The sequence below is a fragment of the Muricauda sp. SCSIO 64092 genome (genome assembly GCF_023016285.1).
GTDB lineage: Bacteria > Bacteroidota > Bacteroidia > Flavobacteriales > Flavobacteriaceae > Croceivirga.
Map to the genome: position 1 here is coordinate 730,900 of NZ_CP095413.1, position 19,693 is coordinate 750,592.

General features: G+C 44.4%; 19 protein-coding genes. 10 read left to right on the top strand and 9 right to left on the bottom strand.

Features of this window, described 5'->3' with window-relative positions; genetic code table 11:
• The first annotated feature begins 138 nt into the window (after positions 1–138).
• Both L0P88_RS02840 and L0P88_RS02845 read left to right on the top strand, forming a co-directional pair.
• Positions 139–960 carry an aldo/keto reductase gene (locus L0P88_RS02840; protein ID WP_247133129.1) on the top strand — a complete coding sequence of 274 codons (822 nt, stop codon included), beginning with the start codon at positions 139–141 and terminating at the stop codon, positions 958–960.
• Between the two features lie 56 nt (positions 961–1,016).
• On the top strand, positions 1,017–1,874 hold the full coding sequence (locus tag L0P88_RS02845) for an AraC family transcriptional regulator (RefSeq protein ID WP_247133130.1): 858 nt from the start codon (positions 1,017–1,019) through the stop codon (positions 1,872–1,874).
• Here L0P88_RS02845 and kynU read toward each other — a convergent pair.
• The gene (gene kynU, locus L0P88_RS02850) at positions 1,866–3,134 is read right to left on the bottom strand and encodes a kynureninase (protein WP_247133131.1); all 1,269 of its coding nucleotides are present in this window, start codon (positions 3,132–3,134) and stop codon (positions 1,866–1,868) included. The genes L0P88_RS02845 and kynU overlap by 9 nt on opposite strands.
• 3 nt (positions 3,135–3,137) lie before the next feature.
• Positions 3,138–3,605 (bottom strand): GNAT family N-acetyltransferase, encoded by a 468-nt coding sequence (locus L0P88_RS02855; RefSeq protein ID WP_247133132.1) that lies wholly within the window; start codon positions 3,603–3,605, stop codon positions 3,138–3,140.
• A gap of 47 nt (positions 3,606–3,652) precedes the next feature.
• Between L0P88_RS02855 and L0P88_RS02860 the strand changes: the two genes are divergently transcribed.
• Positions 3,653–4,294 (top strand): O-methyltransferase, encoded by a 642-nt coding sequence (locus L0P88_RS02860; protein WP_247133133.1) that lies wholly within the window; start codon positions 3,653–3,655, stop codon positions 4,292–4,294.
• Here the strand turns inward: L0P88_RS02860 and L0P88_RS02865 are convergent.
• From L0P88_RS02865 to L0P88_RS02890, 6 genes are all read right to left on the bottom strand, one after another.
• Positions 4,260–4,832, bottom strand: coding sequence for a phosphatase PAP2 family protein (locus L0P88_RS02865; RefSeq protein WP_247133134.1), 573 nt, complete (start codon positions 4,830–4,832; stop codon positions 4,260–4,262). The genes L0P88_RS02860 and L0P88_RS02865 overlap by 35 nt on opposite strands.
• 2 nt (positions 4,833–4,834) lie before the next feature.
• A complete protein-coding gene (locus L0P88_RS02870; RefSeq protein WP_158780304.1) occupies positions 4,835–5,113 on the bottom strand; it encodes a twin-arginine translocase TatA/TatE family subunit in 279 nt (92 codons plus the stop codon).
• A 259-nt stretch (positions 5,114–5,372) separates the two neighbouring features.
• Positions 5,373–7,694, bottom strand: coding sequence for a M1 family metallopeptidase (locus L0P88_RS02875; protein ID WP_247133135.1), 2,322 nt, complete (start codon positions 7,692–7,694; stop codon positions 5,373–5,375).
• A gap of 61 nt (positions 7,695–7,755) precedes the next feature.
• On the bottom strand, positions 7,756–8,253 hold the full coding sequence (locus L0P88_RS02880) for a DUF6702 family protein (RefSeq protein WP_247133136.1): 498 nt from the start codon (positions 8,251–8,253) through the stop codon (positions 7,756–7,758).
• 148 nt (positions 8,254–8,401) lie between these two features.
• A complete protein-coding gene (locus L0P88_RS02885; RefSeq protein ID WP_281499710.1) occupies positions 8,402–9,238 on the bottom strand; it encodes a carboxypeptidase-like regulatory domain-containing protein in 837 nt (278 codons plus the stop codon).
• The gene (locus L0P88_RS02890) at positions 9,174–9,911 is read right to left on the bottom strand and encodes a carboxypeptidase-like regulatory domain-containing protein (protein WP_247133138.1); all 738 of its coding nucleotides are present in this window, start codon (positions 9,909–9,911) and stop codon (positions 9,174–9,176) included. Before L0P88_RS02890 ends, L0P88_RS02885 begins: the two co-directional genes overlap by 65 nt.
• Before the next feature lie 241 nt (positions 9,912–10,152).
• Between L0P88_RS02890 and L0P88_RS02895 the strand changes: the two genes are divergently transcribed.
• The 5 genes from L0P88_RS02895 (at position 10,153) to L0P88_RS24060 (ending at position 16,618) form a co-directional block, all read left to right on the top strand.
• Entirely contained in the window at positions 10,153–13,554 is a 3,402-nt protein-coding gene (locus L0P88_RS02895) for a beta strand repeat-containing protein (protein ID WP_247133139.1), read from the top strand.
• Between the two features lie 3 nt (positions 13,555–13,557).
• Complete coding sequence (locus L0P88_RS02900) at positions 13,558–14,724, top strand: gliding motility-associated C-terminal domain-containing protein (RefSeq protein ID WP_247133140.1); 1,167 nt, start codon at positions 13,558–13,560, stop codon at positions 14,722–14,724.
• Positions 14,725–14,791: 67 nt separating this feature from the next.
• A complete protein-coding gene (locus L0P88_RS02905) occupies positions 14,792–15,526 on the top strand; it encodes a M15 family metallopeptidase (protein ID WP_247133141.1) in 735 nt (244 codons plus the stop codon).
• A gap of 41 nt (positions 15,527–15,567) precedes the next feature.
• A complete protein-coding gene (locus L0P88_RS02910) occupies positions 15,568–16,335 on the top strand; it encodes a M48 family metalloprotease (protein ID WP_247133142.1) in 768 nt (255 codons plus the stop codon).
• Between the two features lie 115 nt (positions 16,336–16,450).
• Positions 16,451–16,618 (top strand): DUF6747 family protein, encoded by a 168-nt coding sequence (locus tag L0P88_RS24060; RefSeq protein ID WP_313791590.1) that lies wholly within the window; start codon positions 16,451–16,453, stop codon positions 16,616–16,618.
• A 113-nt stretch (positions 16,619–16,731) separates the two neighbouring features.
• Here the strand turns inward: L0P88_RS24060 and L0P88_RS02915 are convergent, their stop codons facing one another.
• Positions 16,732–17,127: an ankyrin repeat domain-containing protein gene (locus tag L0P88_RS02915; protein WP_247133143.1), complete on the bottom strand. Its 396-nt coding sequence runs from the start codon at positions 17,125–17,127 to the stop codon at positions 16,732–16,734.
• A 204-nt stretch (positions 17,128–17,331) separates the two neighbouring features.
• Here L0P88_RS02915 and gpmI point away from each other — a divergent pair, with 204 nt between their 5' ends.
• Positions 17,332–18,834, top strand: coding sequence for a 2,3-bisphosphoglycerate-independent phosphoglycerate mutase (gpmI, locus tag L0P88_RS02920; RefSeq protein WP_247133144.1), 1,503 nt, complete (start codon positions 17,332–17,334; stop codon positions 18,832–18,834).
• 43 nt (positions 18,835–18,877) lie between these two features.
• Entirely contained in the window at positions 18,878–19,693 is an 816-nt protein-coding gene (map, locus tag L0P88_RS02925) for a type I methionyl aminopeptidase (RefSeq protein ID WP_247133145.1), read from the top strand.

Sequence of the window (19,693 nt, forward strand, 5' to 3'; positions counted from 1 at the left end):
GGGGCAAAGAAAATAACAATCCCTAACAATTGGTAAGTCAAAACATTCAAATTGTATAACAATTTATTCAAAAATTGCAATCCTAAAAACACAAATAGATAGTTTTACATCATTAAAAAACAGAAAATCAACTTTAAAATGAGCAGTATGCACGTATTTGAGCTTAATAACCGAGTAAAAATGCCCCAAATAGGTCTTGGTGTCCTTTTTGCGAAGAACGATGGCCAGGTTGAAAATGCTGTGCTATCGGCCCTGTCCCAGGGCTATCGAAAAATTGATACGGCCTCTGCATACCAGAATGAACAAGGTGTTGGCCGCAGTATACAAAAAAGTGGAATCCCTAGAAAAGACATCTTCCTAACGACCAAGGTATGGAATACCGAACAAGGATATGATAACACACTAAGGGCTTTTGATGATAGTTTAAAACGGCTCCAAATGGATTATATTGATATGTACCTTATACATTGGCCCGTAAGGACAACATATAAAGAAACCTACAAAGCCATGGAACTGATCTATAAAAGTGGCCGGGCAAAAGCGATAGGTGTATGTAATTTTAACATTGAACAATTGGAAGACTTGATGGCACATTCAGAAATAGTGCCTTCGCTCAACCAGGTCGAAATGCATCCTTATCTAAGTCAGAACCCGTTATTGCACTTTTGCAAGGAGCAAGGAATACAACTTGAAGCCTGGAGGCCCATAATGATGGGGGAAGTATTACATATTCCCGAGTTATCCGAAATCGGTAAAACCCACCACAAATCGGCAGTACAGATTGCTTTGCGATGGTTGATCCAAAGAGGAGTGGCTGTAATACCAAAATCGGTAACCCCCAAGAGGATACATGAAAATTTTGAAATATTTGATTTTGCCCTTACTGCTGATGAAATGACCCGTATTGAAAATCTAAATCAAAACAAAAGATTGGGCGAGGATCTGTCCAACGTATTCTAAGCGCCTGTTATGGTATACTGTCCATTATCCTCCTTAAATCCATTTTCCATTAAAAAATGAAGCCAATATATGAATCCATAGTAACCAGTTCAAATACCTCATTTAAGGTTCAGAGCTACGAAGCAGAATCCAATTGTGACATTGCTGGATGGCATATTCATCCCGAGTATGAAATAGTGTATGTAAAAAACGGATCGGGAACCCTTAGGATAGGAAATAAAGTCCATGACTATACAAATGGGGCGCTTGTTTTTTTGGGTGGGAACATTCCGCATTCAGATTTTGGAAATAAACAGCACAAAAATGGTAAAGAAGTCGTGATACAGTTTTCCAAGGAATTTGTGGATCATAAACTGAGTCATTTTCCCGAGCTAGGTATGATCAAAAGATTGATTCATAATTCAAAATATGTCCTCATTTTCGATGACGGTACCAAAACCCATCTCAGCGCCAAATTTGAGCGTTTTACAGAACTGAACGATCAAGAAAAACTGATCAACCTTTTTTCAATCCTCAACTATTTGTCGGTTCAAGAAAATTATGTTCGATTATTCCATCACGATATGTTACATAAATACAGGGAAAAGGAATCTTATCGACTCCGTGATGTTTTTGACTACATCAACAATAACTACCACCAAAAAATTACGACCCAGGCCATTGCAATAAAAGTAGGATTGACCCCAAATTCATTTTCCAGGTTTTTTAGGAAAATGACGAACAGGACCTTTATTGATTTTGTCAATGAATTTAGGATACGAAAAGCCATTGACAAGATAAACGAGGGCGATACCACAATTACGGAAGCCATGTATCAATCCGGGTTCAACAGCCCTTCCTATTTTGCCAAACAATTCATGAAGTACCAAAGGATGACACCTTCGGAATATAGGGGCAAAACCCGGTTATTTTGATAGAATTCCCATTTTCAAAATCTGACCAAATTGGTACATATCCTCAAAAGAGCAATAAAAAGGGGCGGGAGCCAATCTGATAACGTTGGGCTCGCGCCAATCCACAATGACCCCATTTTTCATAAGATACTCAAATAAAGGTCGACCTTCCCCATGCAGGAATACGGAAAGCTGGCATCCTCTCTGCTCGGGCGTAATGATCTCAAAGGTGCTATCCACCTCTTTATCGATAGCGCGAAGGATAAATTCCAAATAGCCCGTCAATAGGCGTTGCTTGTCCAGAAGGGCATCCATTCCAACCGCTTCGAACAATTCCAGGGAGGCCAGATAAGGTGCCAGGGAAAGTACCGGTGGATTACTCACCTGCCACGCATCTGCAGTCTCTATAGGCTCAAATTCGGGCTTCATCAAAAAACGGGTTTCCTTTTTAGTGCCCCACCACCCCTCGAAACGGGGAATATCCTTTTTATCCAAATACCGTTCATGAACAAATATCCCTGAGGCATTTCCTGGTCCGCTGTTCATATATTTATAACTGCACCAAGCGGCAAAATCCACTTCCCACCTATGCAGTTTCAATTCAACGTTTCCTACGGCGTGGGCCAAATCCCAGCCCACTATGGCACCTGCGGTCCTTCCTGCTTTGGTAATGGTTTCCATATCAAAGACCTGACCGTTATAATAGTTTACGCCACCTATTAAAACCAGGGCCAACTCCTCACCAACTTCATCAATTTTTGCACACACATCCGCTGTTCGCCAAAAATGTTCCCCTTTCCTTTTTTTGACTTCCACAATGGCTTCGGATGGATCATAACCATGAAACCTTACCTGACTCTGAAGCATGTACTGATCGGACGGAAATGCTTTTTCCTCACAGATAATTTTAAACCTCTTTTTTGATGGACGGTAAAAGGAGACCATAAGAAAATGAAGGTTCACGGAAAGCGTGTTCATTACGGAAACCTCTTCCGGTAATGCCCCCACGATTTTAGCCAAAGGATTGGCCAACCGCTCGTGATAGTCCCACCAAGGTTTCTGGGCATAAAAATGTCCTTCCACCGCTAAATTTGCCCAATCCTGCATGATATTATCAACATATCCCTTGGCAATTTTTGGTTGAAGTCCCAGTGAATTTCCGGTGAAATAGATCACATCCTTATCATTTATCCGAGGATAATGGAATTTTTCCCTGTAAGGGCCAAGAACATCATTGGCATCCATTCTTCGGGCAAATTCAAGTGAGTTTTCGTAGTTCATAATCTAAGTGTCCAAACGCAAACGCATTTCATTAATATGGCTTGTAAATCCAGTTTTTTCATAGGCTTTTATAGCGGGATAATTTTCGTTGTACACCGTTAGCCGTACTTCACTTAGCCCGTTGCTTTTTGCCCATTCCAATAAAACTTCCACAATTTGCTGATTAACTCCCCTACCCCGATATTCCGGTTTTGTGTACATAAACCCCAAATAGGCATATTGCGTATGGTCCAGATACGTTCTTGCCATTTTTGCATAGGCATATCCCGAACCCACCAACGCTCCCTCAAACTCGGCAACCACCACTTTCACGTGGTCATTTTTCACATATTCCTCCAAATCATAATAGCTTACGGGGTCCGGTCGTATGGTAGGATCAAAAGGACGTTCGGCTTTGATAAGTTCCTGCTCAAATGCCTTTAGGGTAGGTAAATCCTTAAGTTGGGCTTCCCTTATGATAAGTCCTTCCATTAGGTTAAAAATACGGCTTATTTGAATAATTTTGCCAAAAGTACATCATGCACTTCCTTTCTCCTTTGCTGGAAAAATACATCGTCGACAATTCACAGAGCGAACCCCCTGTTTTAACGGAACTCACACGGGAAACGCACTTAAAAGTGGTACGCCCCCGAATGATTACAGGCCATTATCAAGGTCGTGTACTGAGCCTATTGTCTAAAATAATCGCTCCTAAACACATTTTGGAAGTGGGCACCTATACGGGGTATTCGGCAATTTGTCTGGCCGAGGGACTCCAGCAAGGAGGAACACTACATACCATTGACATCAATGAGGAACTGGTCCCAATCCAGCAAAAATATTTTAACCAAAGTGGCTACAAAAGCCAAATAATTCAACACCTTGGGGACGCCATTGAACGTATCCCATCATTCGATATCGTATTTGATTTGGTTTTTATTGATGCCGAAAAGACACAATACGATGCATATTTTGAAGCCGCAATCCAAAAATGCCGACCGGGAAGTATTATCCTTTCGGACAATGTCCTTTGGTCCGGAAAAGTGGTGGAACCTTTGGAAGCCAATGATAAGGCCACGGAAGCCCTATTGATGTACAATGAAAAATTGGCAAATGACCCTCGTGTGGAAACGGTGTTATTGCCCATCAGGGACGGTCTAACCCTGTGTAGGGTACTATAACATACTGATATAATCTATAAAATACAAGGGCAAACAGGGTGCCTACAGCGGCACCGACAATAATGTCCGACGGATAGTGTACTCCAAGGTAAATTCGGCTTGCACAAAACAAAATTGGCCAAAGAAAAAAGAAAAAAGCCCACTTCCAGGTCCTCCGGATAAACAGGAACATCAATACCGTAATGGAAAAAGAACTTGAGGCATGCCCAGAAAAGAAACTATAATCCCTTGGTGTCCTCAAAACGCGAATTAAGGTATTGATTTCCAAATCATTACTAGGCCTTAAACGGGCAAAGGAAACTTTGGCCCAGTGCGTAATAAAGGTGATAAAAATAGCGAGGAAAATCAGGGTCATCACTTGAAAAAATGCCTCACGTTTGGGGTATTTCCAAAACAGTAGAAGAATAAAAAAAAGGAAGAGGGGAAACCAAGTGCGGATTTCGGTAACCGCCGACCAAAATCCATCGTACGCTTCAATGCCCAAATTGTTCAGGAAAATGAGAATCCCTTTATCCCATTGAAGCAATTTGTCCCACATGGTTATTTGGAGCTTCGCCGAATGGTTCCGGTGACATCATCGACGTTTTTCTTGACTTCGTCCAGTTCTTTTCTGATGTCCTTGGTAATATCGGTATCAATACCTTGCTTTTCAGCACTTTTTTGAATCTCCCGTTTAATATCATCGGTGGCATCACGGAGTTGGCGCATCCCTTTGCCCAATCCTTTCGCAATGCCAGGAATCTTATCCGCACCAAAGACCATCACCACGATAAAGAGGATAAAAACGATTTCTCCACCACTAATAAAAAGAAACTGCATAGTACAAAGATAGGTTTTGCTCAGGATTGATTAAAAACAATTATGGAAGTTTCTTCTTCCCCGACTTCATTATCGGCTAAGGTAACAATCAATTTAAAGGTGGCTTCCTGCAAAATTTCCGCCTCATTGCAATCCGAAAATCATATTGGGGAATACGCCAGAAATCATCCTCCGCGGTCCGCATTGCTTCCAGAGCTTCCGTCTTAAAAAACAAAAAGCCCAGTGAAGTCACTGGGCTTAATACTTTTATAAAGGAGGATTATTTTCCTTTTACTTTTTCCTTGAATTGATCAAAGTCTGATTTCTCCTCTTTTTTGGGCCACGCATTATTGGTGGTATCAATATCCGCAGTTTCCAACTTGGGATCCACTACAATACCCACCAATTCCTTTTGTGAGGAAAAAACGCGCTTGACCTCTTCATCGTTCTTTCTCCAAATCTCTGGAGGATATGTTATATTTTCCGTGGTTCCATCAGCATAGGTATATTCCACGATCAATGGCATTGGGATTCCTCCTGGCTTGTCAAAAGTAACTTCATAAAAATATTTCGGCTCTTTGACCTCGGCACGTTCTGCTTCCGTCATATTGTCCATCATGAACTCTTTCAGGTTTTGGGAAACCTCCGAGGGAGCCTTGTCCTTTAATTCTTCACTAAAATCCTCACTATCTTCATCCGCCAGGTATACCAAAGGTGGAAGATCCGCTTCCGTAAGGCCACGGGCATCCATGTATTCCTGCATCTTTTTGGTAACCTTATTGGTCACGTAATACTTTTTGACCCCTTTAACACCAATATCCACATAATCCGTAGTGTAAAACCAACCTCTCCAGTACCAATCCAAATCCACTGCTGAGGCATCCTCCATAGTCCTAAAAAAGTCTTCAGGGGTGGGGTGCTTAAACTTCCAGCGTTGGGCATAGGTTTTAAAAGCATGGTCGAACAATTCTGGTCCCATAACGGTTTCCCTTAAAATATTCAAGGCCGTGGCCGGCTTGCCATAAGCATTGGGGCCCAATTGATACACATTCTCCGGATTGGACATAATTGGTGAAATATAGCTTTGGTCACCCGCCATATAGGGCACTATCTTAGCTGCTTCGCCCCTTCGGGAGGGATACTTGTCATTGGGGGCAACCGCATCCGGATAGGTTTTACCAAATTCCTGTTCCGTAAGGTATTGCATAAACGTATCCAAACCTTCGTCCATCCAACCCCATTGACGTTCGTCCGAGTTCACGATCATGGGAAAGTAATTGTGGCCCACCTCATGAATGATGACACTGATCATTCCATATTTGGTCCTATCGGAATAGGTACCATCCTCATTGGGACGTCCATAGTTCCAGCAGATCATGGGATACTCCATACCCTGGTTCTTTGCATGGACTGAAATAGCCTTGTGATAGGGATAATCAAAGGTATGCTTGCTATAGGTATGAAGTGTTTGCACCACTGCCTTGGTGGAATACTCCTCCCAAAGCGGATTTCCTTCCTTAGGGTAAAGGGACACGGCCATAACACTACGACCATCCATTTTCACCGCTTGCATGTCCCAGATGAATTTTCGGGAAGATGCGAAACCAAAATCACGAACCATTCTTCCAGGCTCTGTTTTAAATTTCCAGGTTTTGGTCTTTTCCGCAAATCCCTTTTCCCTAGCCTCGGCTTCTTCTTGGGTCACTATGATTACGGGCTTATCGTATGATTTTTTGGCCTGCTCATAACGTTTCATCATATCCCTGGTAAAAACTTCCTTTCTATTTTGAAGTACACCGGTAGCATCCAACACATGATCTTCGGGAACGGTAATGTTCACTTCGTAGTTACCAAAGGGCAGAGCGAACTCCCCGCTACCCCAAAATTGATGGTTTTGCCACCCTTCCACATCAGAATAGACCGCCATTCTTGGAAAGAATTGGGCAATAACATAGGCGCGGTTTCCATCTTTTGGAAAAAACTCGTATCCCGAACGTGCGCGATTTACAGTATGATTGGGAATATTGTACCACCACTTTATGGAAAAAGAAATATTCTCACCACTTTTTAAGGGCTTGGGAATATTGATCCGCATCATGGTCTGATTGATGGTATGCGATAAGGGTTTACCGGAGGAATCCTTGACCCATTCAATATTGAAACCACCATCAAAGGGTTCGGTAACATAGGTCTGCGCAAAATTACCGGCCGTGTAAGCAAGATTAACGCCATTTCCATTACGCAATGGGGACTTGGAGTCTTTGGCCCTAACATTCTGGTCCAATTGTACCCAAAGGAACTCTAGATTGTCTGGGGAATTATTGTAATACGTAATGGTTTCCTCTCCGTAAATCTTCGCATTTTTATCATCCAAAGTGATGTCCATTTTATAATCCGCCTGTTGTTGGTAATAATCAGGCCCGGGAGCTCCCGAAGCGGAGCGATAGGTGTTGGGGGTTGAAAACTCCTCGTACAATTGTTTAAATCGGCTTTGGTTGTAGTGCCCAGGTTCTCGCCCCTCTTTTTCTTCGGTTTCCTGCGCAATACCCACTGCTCCCAACAGAAAAAGCATTGATGCAAAACAATACTTGATTTTATTCATTTCTAACAGATTTTCCATTTGGGCAAAATAATTCCTTTTCAAGGAATAGAAGTAAAGAGCCTTATAAGTTTAACATTCCTTTAGCATTGGATTTTGTCAGTATAAAACTCTTTTTGTTCCCTTTCCATTTTATGTGCACCAGATTCTTTTGTTCATCAAATAAATCGGTCAAAATCTCATTGTGCACTTCCACTTTTTTCAATTGGTCCAAGCCAACATTCGGTACTTCCAAATAACAAATGATAACGTCATTGTCATATTTCTTTCCTAAAAAATCGTATGCGGTAATTTCACCATCCAGTCCAATTAAAAATTTGGTGCGCAGGTACTTTTCGATGTAAAAATCAGCCATTTGTGCCTCTTCCTCAGTCCCCAAAAAGGTCTGGACGTCATAGCGTTCCATGAGTACTTCTTCCAGGTCATCAATAAAAATCCTTGTGGTTATCTGTAAGGCGTCGTCCCTTTCATAATAGTTAACATTGGTCACGCTCACATAAAATTTATGGAGCGCCGAAAAGGCCAAAAGAGGCAGTAACAACAGGAAAAGAATCTTTTTCATTTTTATAAAAATCAACTTAAAAAAACCAGGGGCTGTTGACACTAAGCCTAAACAAAGCCCGTGCCATCTTCAATCCGGACCCAAGAATCAAATACGTATTGGAATGCGGTATTATACTCCCAAATTTGCAATCCAAAATCCAACAAACTTACTCCAACCCATTATTTTTTCGATACAATTTGCTTCTATCCAATAAATAGCTCCAAATTTTTAACTGGTCTCTTTCAGAAACCAGTCTTTGGAATTCATCATCCACCTCGCAGAAATACATAAAATCGTCCATTTTGGTCTTTGGAATCTTGAATTCGGCCAAGAAAATGGAATCGGCAAAATCCCGTTGCACCTTCAAGGTTCGTTCGTATTTCCTATCTATTTTGATACGGTTCTTAAGCATTCTGGTCCTTCCGGTAATGGCATTGAGAATAGGGTTTAAAGGTACAATTCCCGCCCCCGTTGTGGCCTCATAAAGCTTTCTCTCACTTTGGGTTATGATTTTTACCTCTGCATTAGGAAGGCCCAAGGCTTCCGCACTTACATCTTCATCCAGTTGCAAGCCGGAGAGGTCTTTTTCTATATCACCGGAAAGCCCAAAAGGTTGCACGGTAACTTCCTGTAATTCATTTACAAACTCTTCCATGGGAATTTGGAGAAAGGGACTTCCCATAAGGGCCCTTGACACGGGCAGTACTTTTCTTTTGAACTGTATGGCCGAGAACACCAAGGTATCCCCTTCCCTTACTTGAATTGAAAAATTCCCATCAAAATCGGTAATTGTTGCCCGTCTTGCGGTGCTGTTCTGTATGGTAACGCCCATAACATCGCCACTTGGGGAGGTAACCTTTCCTTTAAGTAGTTTGGAAGGAGAATCCTGGCCATGCCCAATCGTGCAAAGGAGAAAAAAAATAAGGAGGGGGAAACCTTTACTTACCCTCGGCCAAAAATTTCTTGCTTTGGGTGACCAAAAAGTCAATGAGTTGGAATTCATTTTCTTTTTTCAAAAGGGACTGCGATGGGATTTTATCATCACAATAAATCAGAAACGCATCTATTTTTTGTTGCGGCAGACTTAGGTCAACCACAAAAAATTCATCATCATACACCTGGCGAAGGACCTCACTAACCTTTAATTCAAAAGTTTGTCCCGTATCCTGGTTCCGGGATTGAAAAATGGCCTTGAATATATTCACAAAATTAAGTCGTCCCTCAATCCGATCATTCTGGGAGGTTCCCGCTATATTTTGCACCTCGGTACTCCGGTCAATCTCATACTCGAACCCTTTAAATTTCTCATTCTTCACTTCCAGAAAACGTTTCTGGTTTTCGGGGGAAATAACTACTTCGTCAAGCTTGGTAATTTTTTCGGTGACTTCCACCACCAATCTTTTATTGGCCAAAATGGCATCCGTTATCGTTATGATTTCCAATTGGTAGTTTACGGCGGTAAACACCAATTGGTCCCCAGTTTTTACCTCAATCATAAATCGGCCGTCCTCATCCGTGATCGTCGCCATTTGGGTATTGGTATTGATCACATTTTCGTTGACCACATTGCTACCCCGATACAATACCTGGCCGCGTAACCATTCCCTGGTATCCGTTTGGGCAAAACCGACATAAAACGCTAAGGAAAAAATAAAGGAAAGCAGCCTTTGATCCATGGAAACGAGATAATGTTTTGTTAAAGAAAAACCTTGTGTACCACAAATAAAAATTAGGTGGTGGTAAACTTTTGTTAATTCTCAAAAATAAGACATCCTAGTTATTGAACGTATTGCCTACCCAAAATTACCTTCCATTTAACTTGACAGGATGGCATTTTGACGTATATAATTAGTTTGGTACACTTAGAAAGTTATTTTTGTTGGTCGCACAAAACCTACTTTGTAAATGTCTTACATCATGAGAGCATCGATTTACTCTTTTTTCCTGATTTTATTAGCTTTAACCAGTAGTAAGGCCCAAGTAAAAATAGGAGACAATCCACAAAACATCAATCCCTTGTCCCTATTGGAATTGGAGAGCAATTCAAGTGCTTTGGTCATCACGCGGATAAGTGAAGCCGAAATGACCAGGATGGCACCGCTTCCGGGGGCACTGGTTTATAATACAGATCAAGAATGTGTTTTCTACTACAATGGAAATGAATGGTTTAATTTGTGTGAGGACGAGGGTAGTGTCAATGTTAGCCTTGAGGTCATCAATGATGAGTTGGTACTTACCGATAGTAGTAACAACGCGGTAAGCATACTGCTGGAAGATTTAAATGCCCTTACGTTTACCACTGATGCGATCGTAAACCCTACGCAACCCATAGTTAGGGATAGTACCATTGTTATTACACAAAATGGGACCAATTATAATTTTGAAGTCGGGGAGATTACGGGAGACAATATTGTGGACTCTTCCATTAATGGTTTTTCGGACATTCAGGATGCTTCAATCACTGCCAATAAATTAAGTGATAACGTGGCTGGGGTTGGACTGATCCAGGCGGTAAATGGGTCTTTGAATGTGGACCTTTCCCAAGTCACCGGTACCGGCACACTAAGTTCATCGGGTACCCTAACAATCCTTGGGCAACCGATGAATGCGCTTTTTAACGATATAGCCATTGATGTAGCTGACAATGGCATCACCTCGGCAAAGATATTGGATGGGCAGGTCCAGACCGACGATATTGCGGACAATGCCATCAATAATTCCAAAATCGCCGACAACGGTGTCACGACCGATAAGATAGGTACTGCGGGCGCCGCGGACGCAAACAGCATCCTCGGTACCGATGCCGCAGGGGACCCACAGTGGCAGGATGCCGCGACTCTGGCCGCAAGCCTCGGCGAGGACGTGAGCTCGACCAACGGATCTATCAGTGGAACGGCGGCCAATGCCGCACTCGTCGCAATGGACCTGGAGGTCAACGTGGACGGAACGACCCTGGAGGTCGATCCAACGAACGGCGTCCAGATAGCCGACAACGGTATAACAACCGATAAGATAGGCACTGCGGGCGCCGCGGACGCAAACAGCATCCTCGGTACCGATGCCGCAGGGGACCCACAGTGGCAGGATGCCGCGACTCTGGCCGCAAGCCTCGGCGAGGACGTGAGCTCGACCAACGGATCCATCAGCGGAACGGCGGCCAATGCTGCACTCGTCGCAATGGACCTGGAGGTCAACGTGGACGGAACGACCCTGGAGGTCGATCCAACGAACGGCGTCCAGATAGCCGACAACGGTGTCACGACCGATAAGATAGGTACTGCGGGCGCCGCGGACGCAAACAGCATCCTCGGTACCGATGCCGCAGGGGACCCACAGTGGCAGGATGCCGCGACTCTGGCCGCAAGCCTCGGCGAGGACGTGGGCTCGACCAACGGATCCATCAGTGGAACGGCGGCCAATGCCGCACTCGTCGCAATGGACCTGGAGGTCAACGTGGACGGAACGACCCTGGAGGTCGATCCAACGAACGGCGTCCAGATAGCCGACAACGGTGTCACGACCGATAAGATAGGCACTGCGGGCGCCACGGACGCAAACAGCGTCCTCGGTACCGATGCCGCGGGGGACCCACAGTGGCAGGACGCGGCAGCGATCGCCGCAAGCCTCGGCGAGGACGTGAGCTCGACCAACGGATCCATCAGCGGAACGGCGGCCAATGCCGCACTCGTCGCAATGGACCTGGAGGTCAACGTGGACGGAACGACCCTGGAGGTCGATCCAACGAACGGCGTCCAGATAGCCGACAACGGTGTCACGACCGATAAGATAGGCACTGCGGGCGCCGCGGACGCAAACAGCATCCTCGGTACCGATGCCGCAGGGGACCCACAGTGGCAGGATGCCGCGACTCTGGCCGCAAGCCTCGGCGAGGACGTGAGCTCGACCAACGGATCGATCAGCGGAACGGCGGCCAATGCCGCACTCGTCGCAATGGACCTGGAGGTCAACGTGGACGGAACGACCCTGGAGGTCGATCCAACGAACGGCGTCCAGATAGCCGACAACGGTGTCACGACCGATAAGATAGGCACTGCGGGCGCCACGGACGCAAACAGCGTCCTCGGTACCGATGCCGCAGGGGACCCACAGTGGCAGGACGCGGCAGGGATCGCCGCAAGCCTCGGCGAGGACGTGAGCTCGACCAACGGATCCATCAGCGGAACGGCGGCCAATGCCGCACTCGTCGCAATGGACCTGGAGGTCAACGTGGACGGAACGACCCTGGAGGTCGATCCAACGAACGGCGTCCAGATAGCCGACAACGGTGTCACGACCGATAAGATAGGCACTGCGGGCGCCGCGGACGCCAACAGCATCCTGGGCACCGATGCCGCAGGGGACCCACAGTGGCAGGACGCGGCAGGGATCGCCGCAAGCCTCGGCGAGGACGTGAGCTCGACCAACGGATCGATCAGTGGAACGGCGGCCAATGCCGCACTCGTCGCAATGGACCTGGAGGTCAACGTGGACGGAACGACCCTGGAGGTCGATCCAACGAACGGCGTCCAAATCGCAGCAGGTACCGCAAACCAAATCCTCAGGACCAACGCCGCGGGAACAGGTGTTGAATGGGGCAATTTAACCGATGATTCCGTAGCTGGCTCCGTTATTTTTTCTGATGGTTCCGGGGGAATTGCAGAAAACAATGCCCAGTTTTTTTGGGACCAGACGGGCAATAGACTTGGAATTGGAACCAATACGCCTGCTGTAGGCACGAAGCTTCATGTGGCAAATGGAAATACCAGGACTGAAGGGATTCTAAATTCCGCAGGAACACTTTTAAACCCTTCTTATGGGTTTTCCGGGGATACTGATACAAATACGGGCATGTACTTTCCTGCACAGGACCAATTAGGTTTGGTAGTTGGTGCATTGGAAGCGATAAACGTAAGGGAAATAGGGAGTGATACAGAAACCACAATAAATGGCAGTCTTGAACTAACGGAGCAGCTTTTAGATGAAACGGGTGTAGCTGGAAATGCTGGAGATGTTTTGACAGCTACGGCAACAGGTACCGAGTGGAGAGCACCTGCCGTAGTTGCCATGGGAAAAGCCAACGGGGCAAATTCCATTAGTGTCAATGGGGCAACGGTTGGTGGTGCAGGTGGAGGAATAAATACGGTTACCTTAACTACAGCACGACCAGATGGCGATTACATTATACAATTATCGGTTGTGGGCAACAACAAAATCTTTGTAACTTCTCAAAATGCAGGGGACTTTACAGTTGAAATAAGAGATAGTACAACAGACGCACTCGTAATTGCCAATTGGTACTTCACAGTTCTGGATTTTTAAGTTTTGAAAAAGCTCCTTCATATATCATTGTTTTTAATGGGTCTGCTGGCCACAGCCCAAACCGCCTTCTACAATGCTGGAAATCTTCAGCTCCATGGCAATGTCCAGATTGGTTTCCATACCAATTTGATCAACAATGCCCCTTTGGAGACCACCAATGGACTGGTGGGGTTTTATGGGGACCGGATTATCCAAATCCTGGGTGATCAAGCCCCCACATTTTTTGATATGGAAGTATTTCTGCCCAATGGGCGGCTCTTCCTCTTCAATTCCATCAATGTGACCAACAATCTTAATTTTATTGAAGGTAACCTTCTTAGCGCGCTCAACAACCAACTGGTCTACCTGAATTTTAGGGAGGATGCCTTTTTTACCGGAGAAAATGACCTGAGTAAGGTTACCGGTTTTGCGGCCATCACCAACAAGCAAACCTTTTCCTTTCCGGTAGGGGATCAAAATCAGCTTCGGCCATTGTTACTCAATTCGGATTCCAATAATGCATTGGCCATCTGTGCGTACCTTTTTGAGGATCCGTCAAATCCATCATCGATTTTGGAAAGCTACGACACCGACGAAAAAGTACGTAATATCGGGGAGATCACAAGCAATGAATTCTGGATTTTGCAAACCAATGTGCCCTCTTCCGTTACCTTGGGTTGGAACCCGAGAAGTGGTTTGGGAAACCTTGCCAATTCCATTGAAGATATTATAATGGTCGGGTGGTCAAAAAGCAGCAATCAATGGGTAGTTATTGGCAATACAGCCATTAGCGGGGATTTGGAACAGGGATTTCTCATATCCGAGAAGTTCGTACCCAATGACTTTTCCGCCATTACGTTTGGTACAACTCCACTACCAACCGATACTTTTGCCGTTAATACTCCAACCCTGGGCAATTACTTTGTCTCTCCAAATGGGGACGGCGTCAACGATTTCCTGGTATTTGATAATTTGGAGGATACGGGACCCAATTTTGTATCCATATATAACAGATTTGGCCAAAAGGTATTTGAACTCTCCAATTACAGCAATGAGTTCAACGGAATTTCCAATATCAACAACCTCGTCATCAATAAGCAAATAGGGGTTCCTGAAGGAGTGTACTATTATATTGTTGATTTGCCGGAGCAGGATCTACAATATCAAGGCTTCTTTTTTCTGGATAGATAAACACCATTTTTTATTCCTAATTTTGATAGGGCATGGGTATGCCCATGTTCACCTATAAAATAGCTACATGCAAAGAAGAACGTTTGTCAAGAAAGCCTCTTTGGGTTCCTTAGCGATGTCTACGCTCCCTGCACTTTCCCTAGCCAACGATCCCGAATATTCCATTCTTGAATTAATGGGAAAAGCGGATATAGAATTATTTGGAAAGGGTATTAACCTAAGGAAAGATGCCCACGATGCTTTTGTTGACATGAAAAAAGCGGCTTACACAGCGGGTTTTGATATTAAAATCGTTTCCAGCTATAGGGACTTCTACCGGCAACAGGCCATATGGGAACGCAAATACATCAAATATACCGAAGTGGATGGCATGGAACCCATTCCTGCCATGGAAAAGATAATTGAATACTCAACCATACCAGGTACGAGCAGACACCATTGGGGAACGGACATCGATATCATTGACGGGTATCCAAAAGTGGATGGGGATGTGCTGGTTCCGGAAAAATTTGGCGAGGGAGGTCCTTTTGAAGGTTTAAAAAAGTGGCTCGATGAAAATTCCGAAAGCTTTGGCTTCCATTTAGTATATACGGATAGTTATTTTAGGCGTGGCTTTAAATATGAGCCATGGCATTATAGCTACGCTCCCACGTCCATCCCCATGTTGGCACAGTTTAGGAAAAAGAACATTTTTAGGCTCATTAAGGAAGAAGAGTTCGAAGGGGTTTCGCATTTTACGACCAATTTCCTGAAAAAGTATATCCATGACAACATATTGGATATCAACCCCGATTTGTTGTAAGCTTTTTTTGTAACTTACTTATCGCTAGAACACTACCATTTATGAGAAGTAGGGGAAGTTGGAAAATCCGCATTCTTATTGGTCTTGCCATTGTGGTATTTGCCTTTGTACAACGCTGCAACAATACGAAAGAGAACCCATATACGGGCAGGATACAGAACATTAATATGTCTGCTGAGCAGGAAATTGCCATTGGCCTGCAAAGTGCCCCGGAAATGGCCCAACAACATGGGGGACTTTATCCTGACGAGCGTATGCAAGCTTTTGTGGATGCCGTAGGGCAAAAACTGGTCCGCAACAGTATTGCCCGGGAAACGCCATATAAATACGACTTTCATCTTTTGGCGGATGATCGAACCATCAATGCATTTGCATTACCTGGGGGTCAATGCTTTATTACCTATGCACTTTTCAGCAAATTAAATGAATCCCAACTGGCCGGGGTTCTCGGTCATGAAATAGGCCATGTAATCGGCAGGCATTCTGCGGAACGAATTGCCGAAAGCAATTTTTGGCAGACCCTGACCATGGGTGCCTCCGTAGGTGGGGATATGGGAGGATTGGTCCAAGGGATCGGACAAAATACCCTACTGAAAAATGGCCGTGGGGATGAGTTGGAGAGTGATGATTTAGGGGTGTTGTTAATGATCCAATCGGGTTATGACCCATATGAGATGATCAAGGTTATGGAAATATTAAAAGCCGCGGCCGGTCCCAATAGGGTTCCCGAGTTTCAAAGCACGCATCCGAATCCCGAAAACAGGATAGAGCGGATAAAAGAAGCTATTATACGGTACCAAGGTCGATAATAATTGTCCATTGACCGACATATTCTTGTAATCTATCGGTTTTTCCTATCTTTATCATCCCAAACTTATCTTACATACTTGACCCAACGTAGCTAGTAACACGAGAAACTGCGATATGGGGACAATTCTGAATTTTAAAAGTCTTTATCTGGCTGCATTTGATGATTGTAAGCCTAGATTTTTGGTGATGGTGTTGAAAATCTACTCCGTTTTTAGCGCAATTATGATTTTAATGGCCGTATATGCTTTTTTTTACAGGGCATTTACAGGATTTGAATTTTAATGTATTTTCCTTTTTTCGAGAACACTATATGGAAAATAGAAAACCCTGGCATTACTGCCAGGGTTTTTTTGATTGACTCTTGGGTATGCCCAAAGCAAATGAATAAACTCCCTTTACTTCTTCATAGCGGCATTAATAACTTCCAGCGCTTCCATGGCCTTTGACAATTCTGCGTATTTTTTGACCGTATACCCCTTGTCACATCGTTGCTTAAGATTGGCTCCATGGTCAATCAACAATTGTAGGATTTCCGGTTTGTTGTAACGTGCGGCATAATGTGCCGGCGTCTTACCTAAAGATTTTTGGTTCACATCTTCCCCTAGGGCAATCATCTTTTGTACCATTTCCAAGTCCCCTTTCATAATTGCTTTGCAAAATGAACTAAGCTCAAAAGCTTCAACGGCCTCAAGAGCCTTTTCTGCCTCAAAGGCTTTTCCGTCCAAACGGACATTAGCGAACATGGTCATGGCTACCATAACCAAACTTACGGTTAAAATTGTTTTTCTCATGATGAATGAATTTTTGATTTGTAATTAATCTGATATTCAAAGAGACTCCACCAGTATCTAATTGTTACAGGATTTAACAGACCTCTAACTCTTTTTTAACAACTGCCGATTTAGCTATACTGTTTTTAACAAACGGGTGGAAATTCTGCCTGGAAATGACATTCAGTGAACATTTCATTTTATTTTTGGGACAAATTGCAATTCATGAACAAAAAAGTAATCTTGATGATCTTGGACGGTTGGGGAAAATCACCCAATCCTAAAGTTTCGGCCATCGATCAGGCCAACACCCCTTTTATTGATTCCCTGTATTCCAAATACGCCAATGCAAATCTGCTTACCGATGGCATGAACGTGGGATTGCCCGAAGGTCAAATGGGAAATAGTGAGGTAGGACATATGAATCTAGGGGCAGGGCGCATTGTCTATCAAGATTTGGCCAAAATAAATAAGGCCGTCATGGAGGATACCCTTAAAGACGAAAGTGTATTGCAAGATGCTTTTAACTATGCAAAATCCAATACCAAAAAAGTCCATTTTTTAGGACTGGTAAGTGATGGGGGCGTACATAGCCATATGGACCATTTAAAGGCATTGATCAGCGCCTCCCAATCCATGGGAGTGGAACGATCTTACGTTCATGCCTTTACTGACGGACGGGATGTTGATCCGAAAAGTGGAAAGGGCTTTCTAACCGATATAGCGGAGTTTTGTTCCAATAAAAACACCTCCCTGGGAACGGTTATTGGCCGTTACTATGCCATGGACAGGGATAAACGTTGGGAGCGTGTAAAAAAAGCCTACGATGTTGTGGTCCATGGTAAAGGCGTGCAGTTTACCGATGTGTCCACGGCAATGCAAAACAGTTATGATAACGGTGTAACGGATGAATTTGTAGAACCTATTGTCTTGGACGGGGATGCTAAAATTGAACAGGACGACGTAGTGATTTTCTTCAACTTTAGGACGGATCGTGGTCGGGAATTGACCATGGCACTGAACCAACAGGATTTTCCGGAACAGGACATGAAGAAATTGGATCTGTACTATGTTACCATGACCAATTATGACGACACGTTTAAGGGAATAAAAGTGGTGTACGATAAGGAGAATATCAAAGAGACCCTTGGGGAGGTACTGGCCCGTTCAGGTAAAAAACAGATTCGCATTGCGGAAACCGAAAAATACCCCCACGTTACCTTTTTCTTTAATGGAGGAAGGGAAGAACCTTTTGATGGGGAGAAGCGTATTCTATGTCCGTCGCCCAAAGTGGCCACGTACGATTTGAAACCTGAGATGAGCGCTTATGAAATAAGGGATGCCATAATTCCGGAATTAAATGAGGGTGCGGCGGATTTTGTCTGTTTGAATTTTGCGAATCCCGATATGGTTGGACATACTGGGGTAATGGAAGCTGCGATCAAGGCCTGCGAAACGGTAGATGAATGTGCAAAAGATGTGATCATGGCCGGATTGGAAAATGGATACAGTACCTTGGTCATCGCCGACCATGGCAATTGTGATACCATGATAAATCCTGATGGAAGCCCCAATACGGCGCATACCACCAATCCCGTTCCACTGATTTTGGTAGATGATGGACTTAGCGAAATCACGGACGGTGTATTGGGCAATATTGCTCCGACCATACTTAAAATGATGGGCATACCACAACCTGGGGCCATGACCCAAAAATCCTTGGTATAAAGATCCGCAATCTTTTACAAGGATTCCGATTATCTTTGCCGCTATGATTCATGTTAAGACAACTGAAGAGATTGAGTTGATGCGCGATAGCGCATTGGTAGTGTCCAGAACCCTGGGTATGTTGGCTTCCGAGATCAAACCTGGAGCCAATCCCCTAAAATTGGATAAAATGGCGGAGGAGTTTATTCGGGAGCAAGGTGCGGTACCCGGTTTTTTGGGCATGTACGATTTTCCCAATACGTTAAACTGGAGTCCCAATGCACAAGTGGTCCATGGTATTCCCAACAACGAACCCTTAAGGGAAGGCGATGTGATCTCCGTTGATTGCGGTGCATTGAAGAACGGTTTTTATGGAGATCACGCCTATACCTTTACGGTTGGTGAAGTGGATGAACCGGTCAAGAAACTGCTCAAGGTCACCAAAGAATCCCTATATGTGGGAATTCGGGAATTTAAATTGGGGAATCGAGTTGGTGATGTGGCCTATGCCATTCAAAATTATTGCGAGGGCCATGGGTATGGCGTTGTACGGGAATTGGTGGGACATGGTCTCGGAAAAGACCTACATGAAGACCCACAAATGCCCAATTATGGAAAACGGGGCAGGGGTAAAAAGTTTGTCAATGGTATGGTTGTGGCCATTGAACCCATGATCAATATGGGTACGAGACGGATTAAGCAGTTAAAGGACGGTTGGACCATTTTAACCGCCGATGGCAAACCCAGTGCACACTTTGAACATGATGTTGCCCTAATTGATGGTAAACCCGAATTGCTTTCTACCTTTCAATATATCTATGATGCCCTGGGAGTAACTTCAAATGAAGAGGAGGAGTTCAGAGCTAAGAAAACAGCCTAG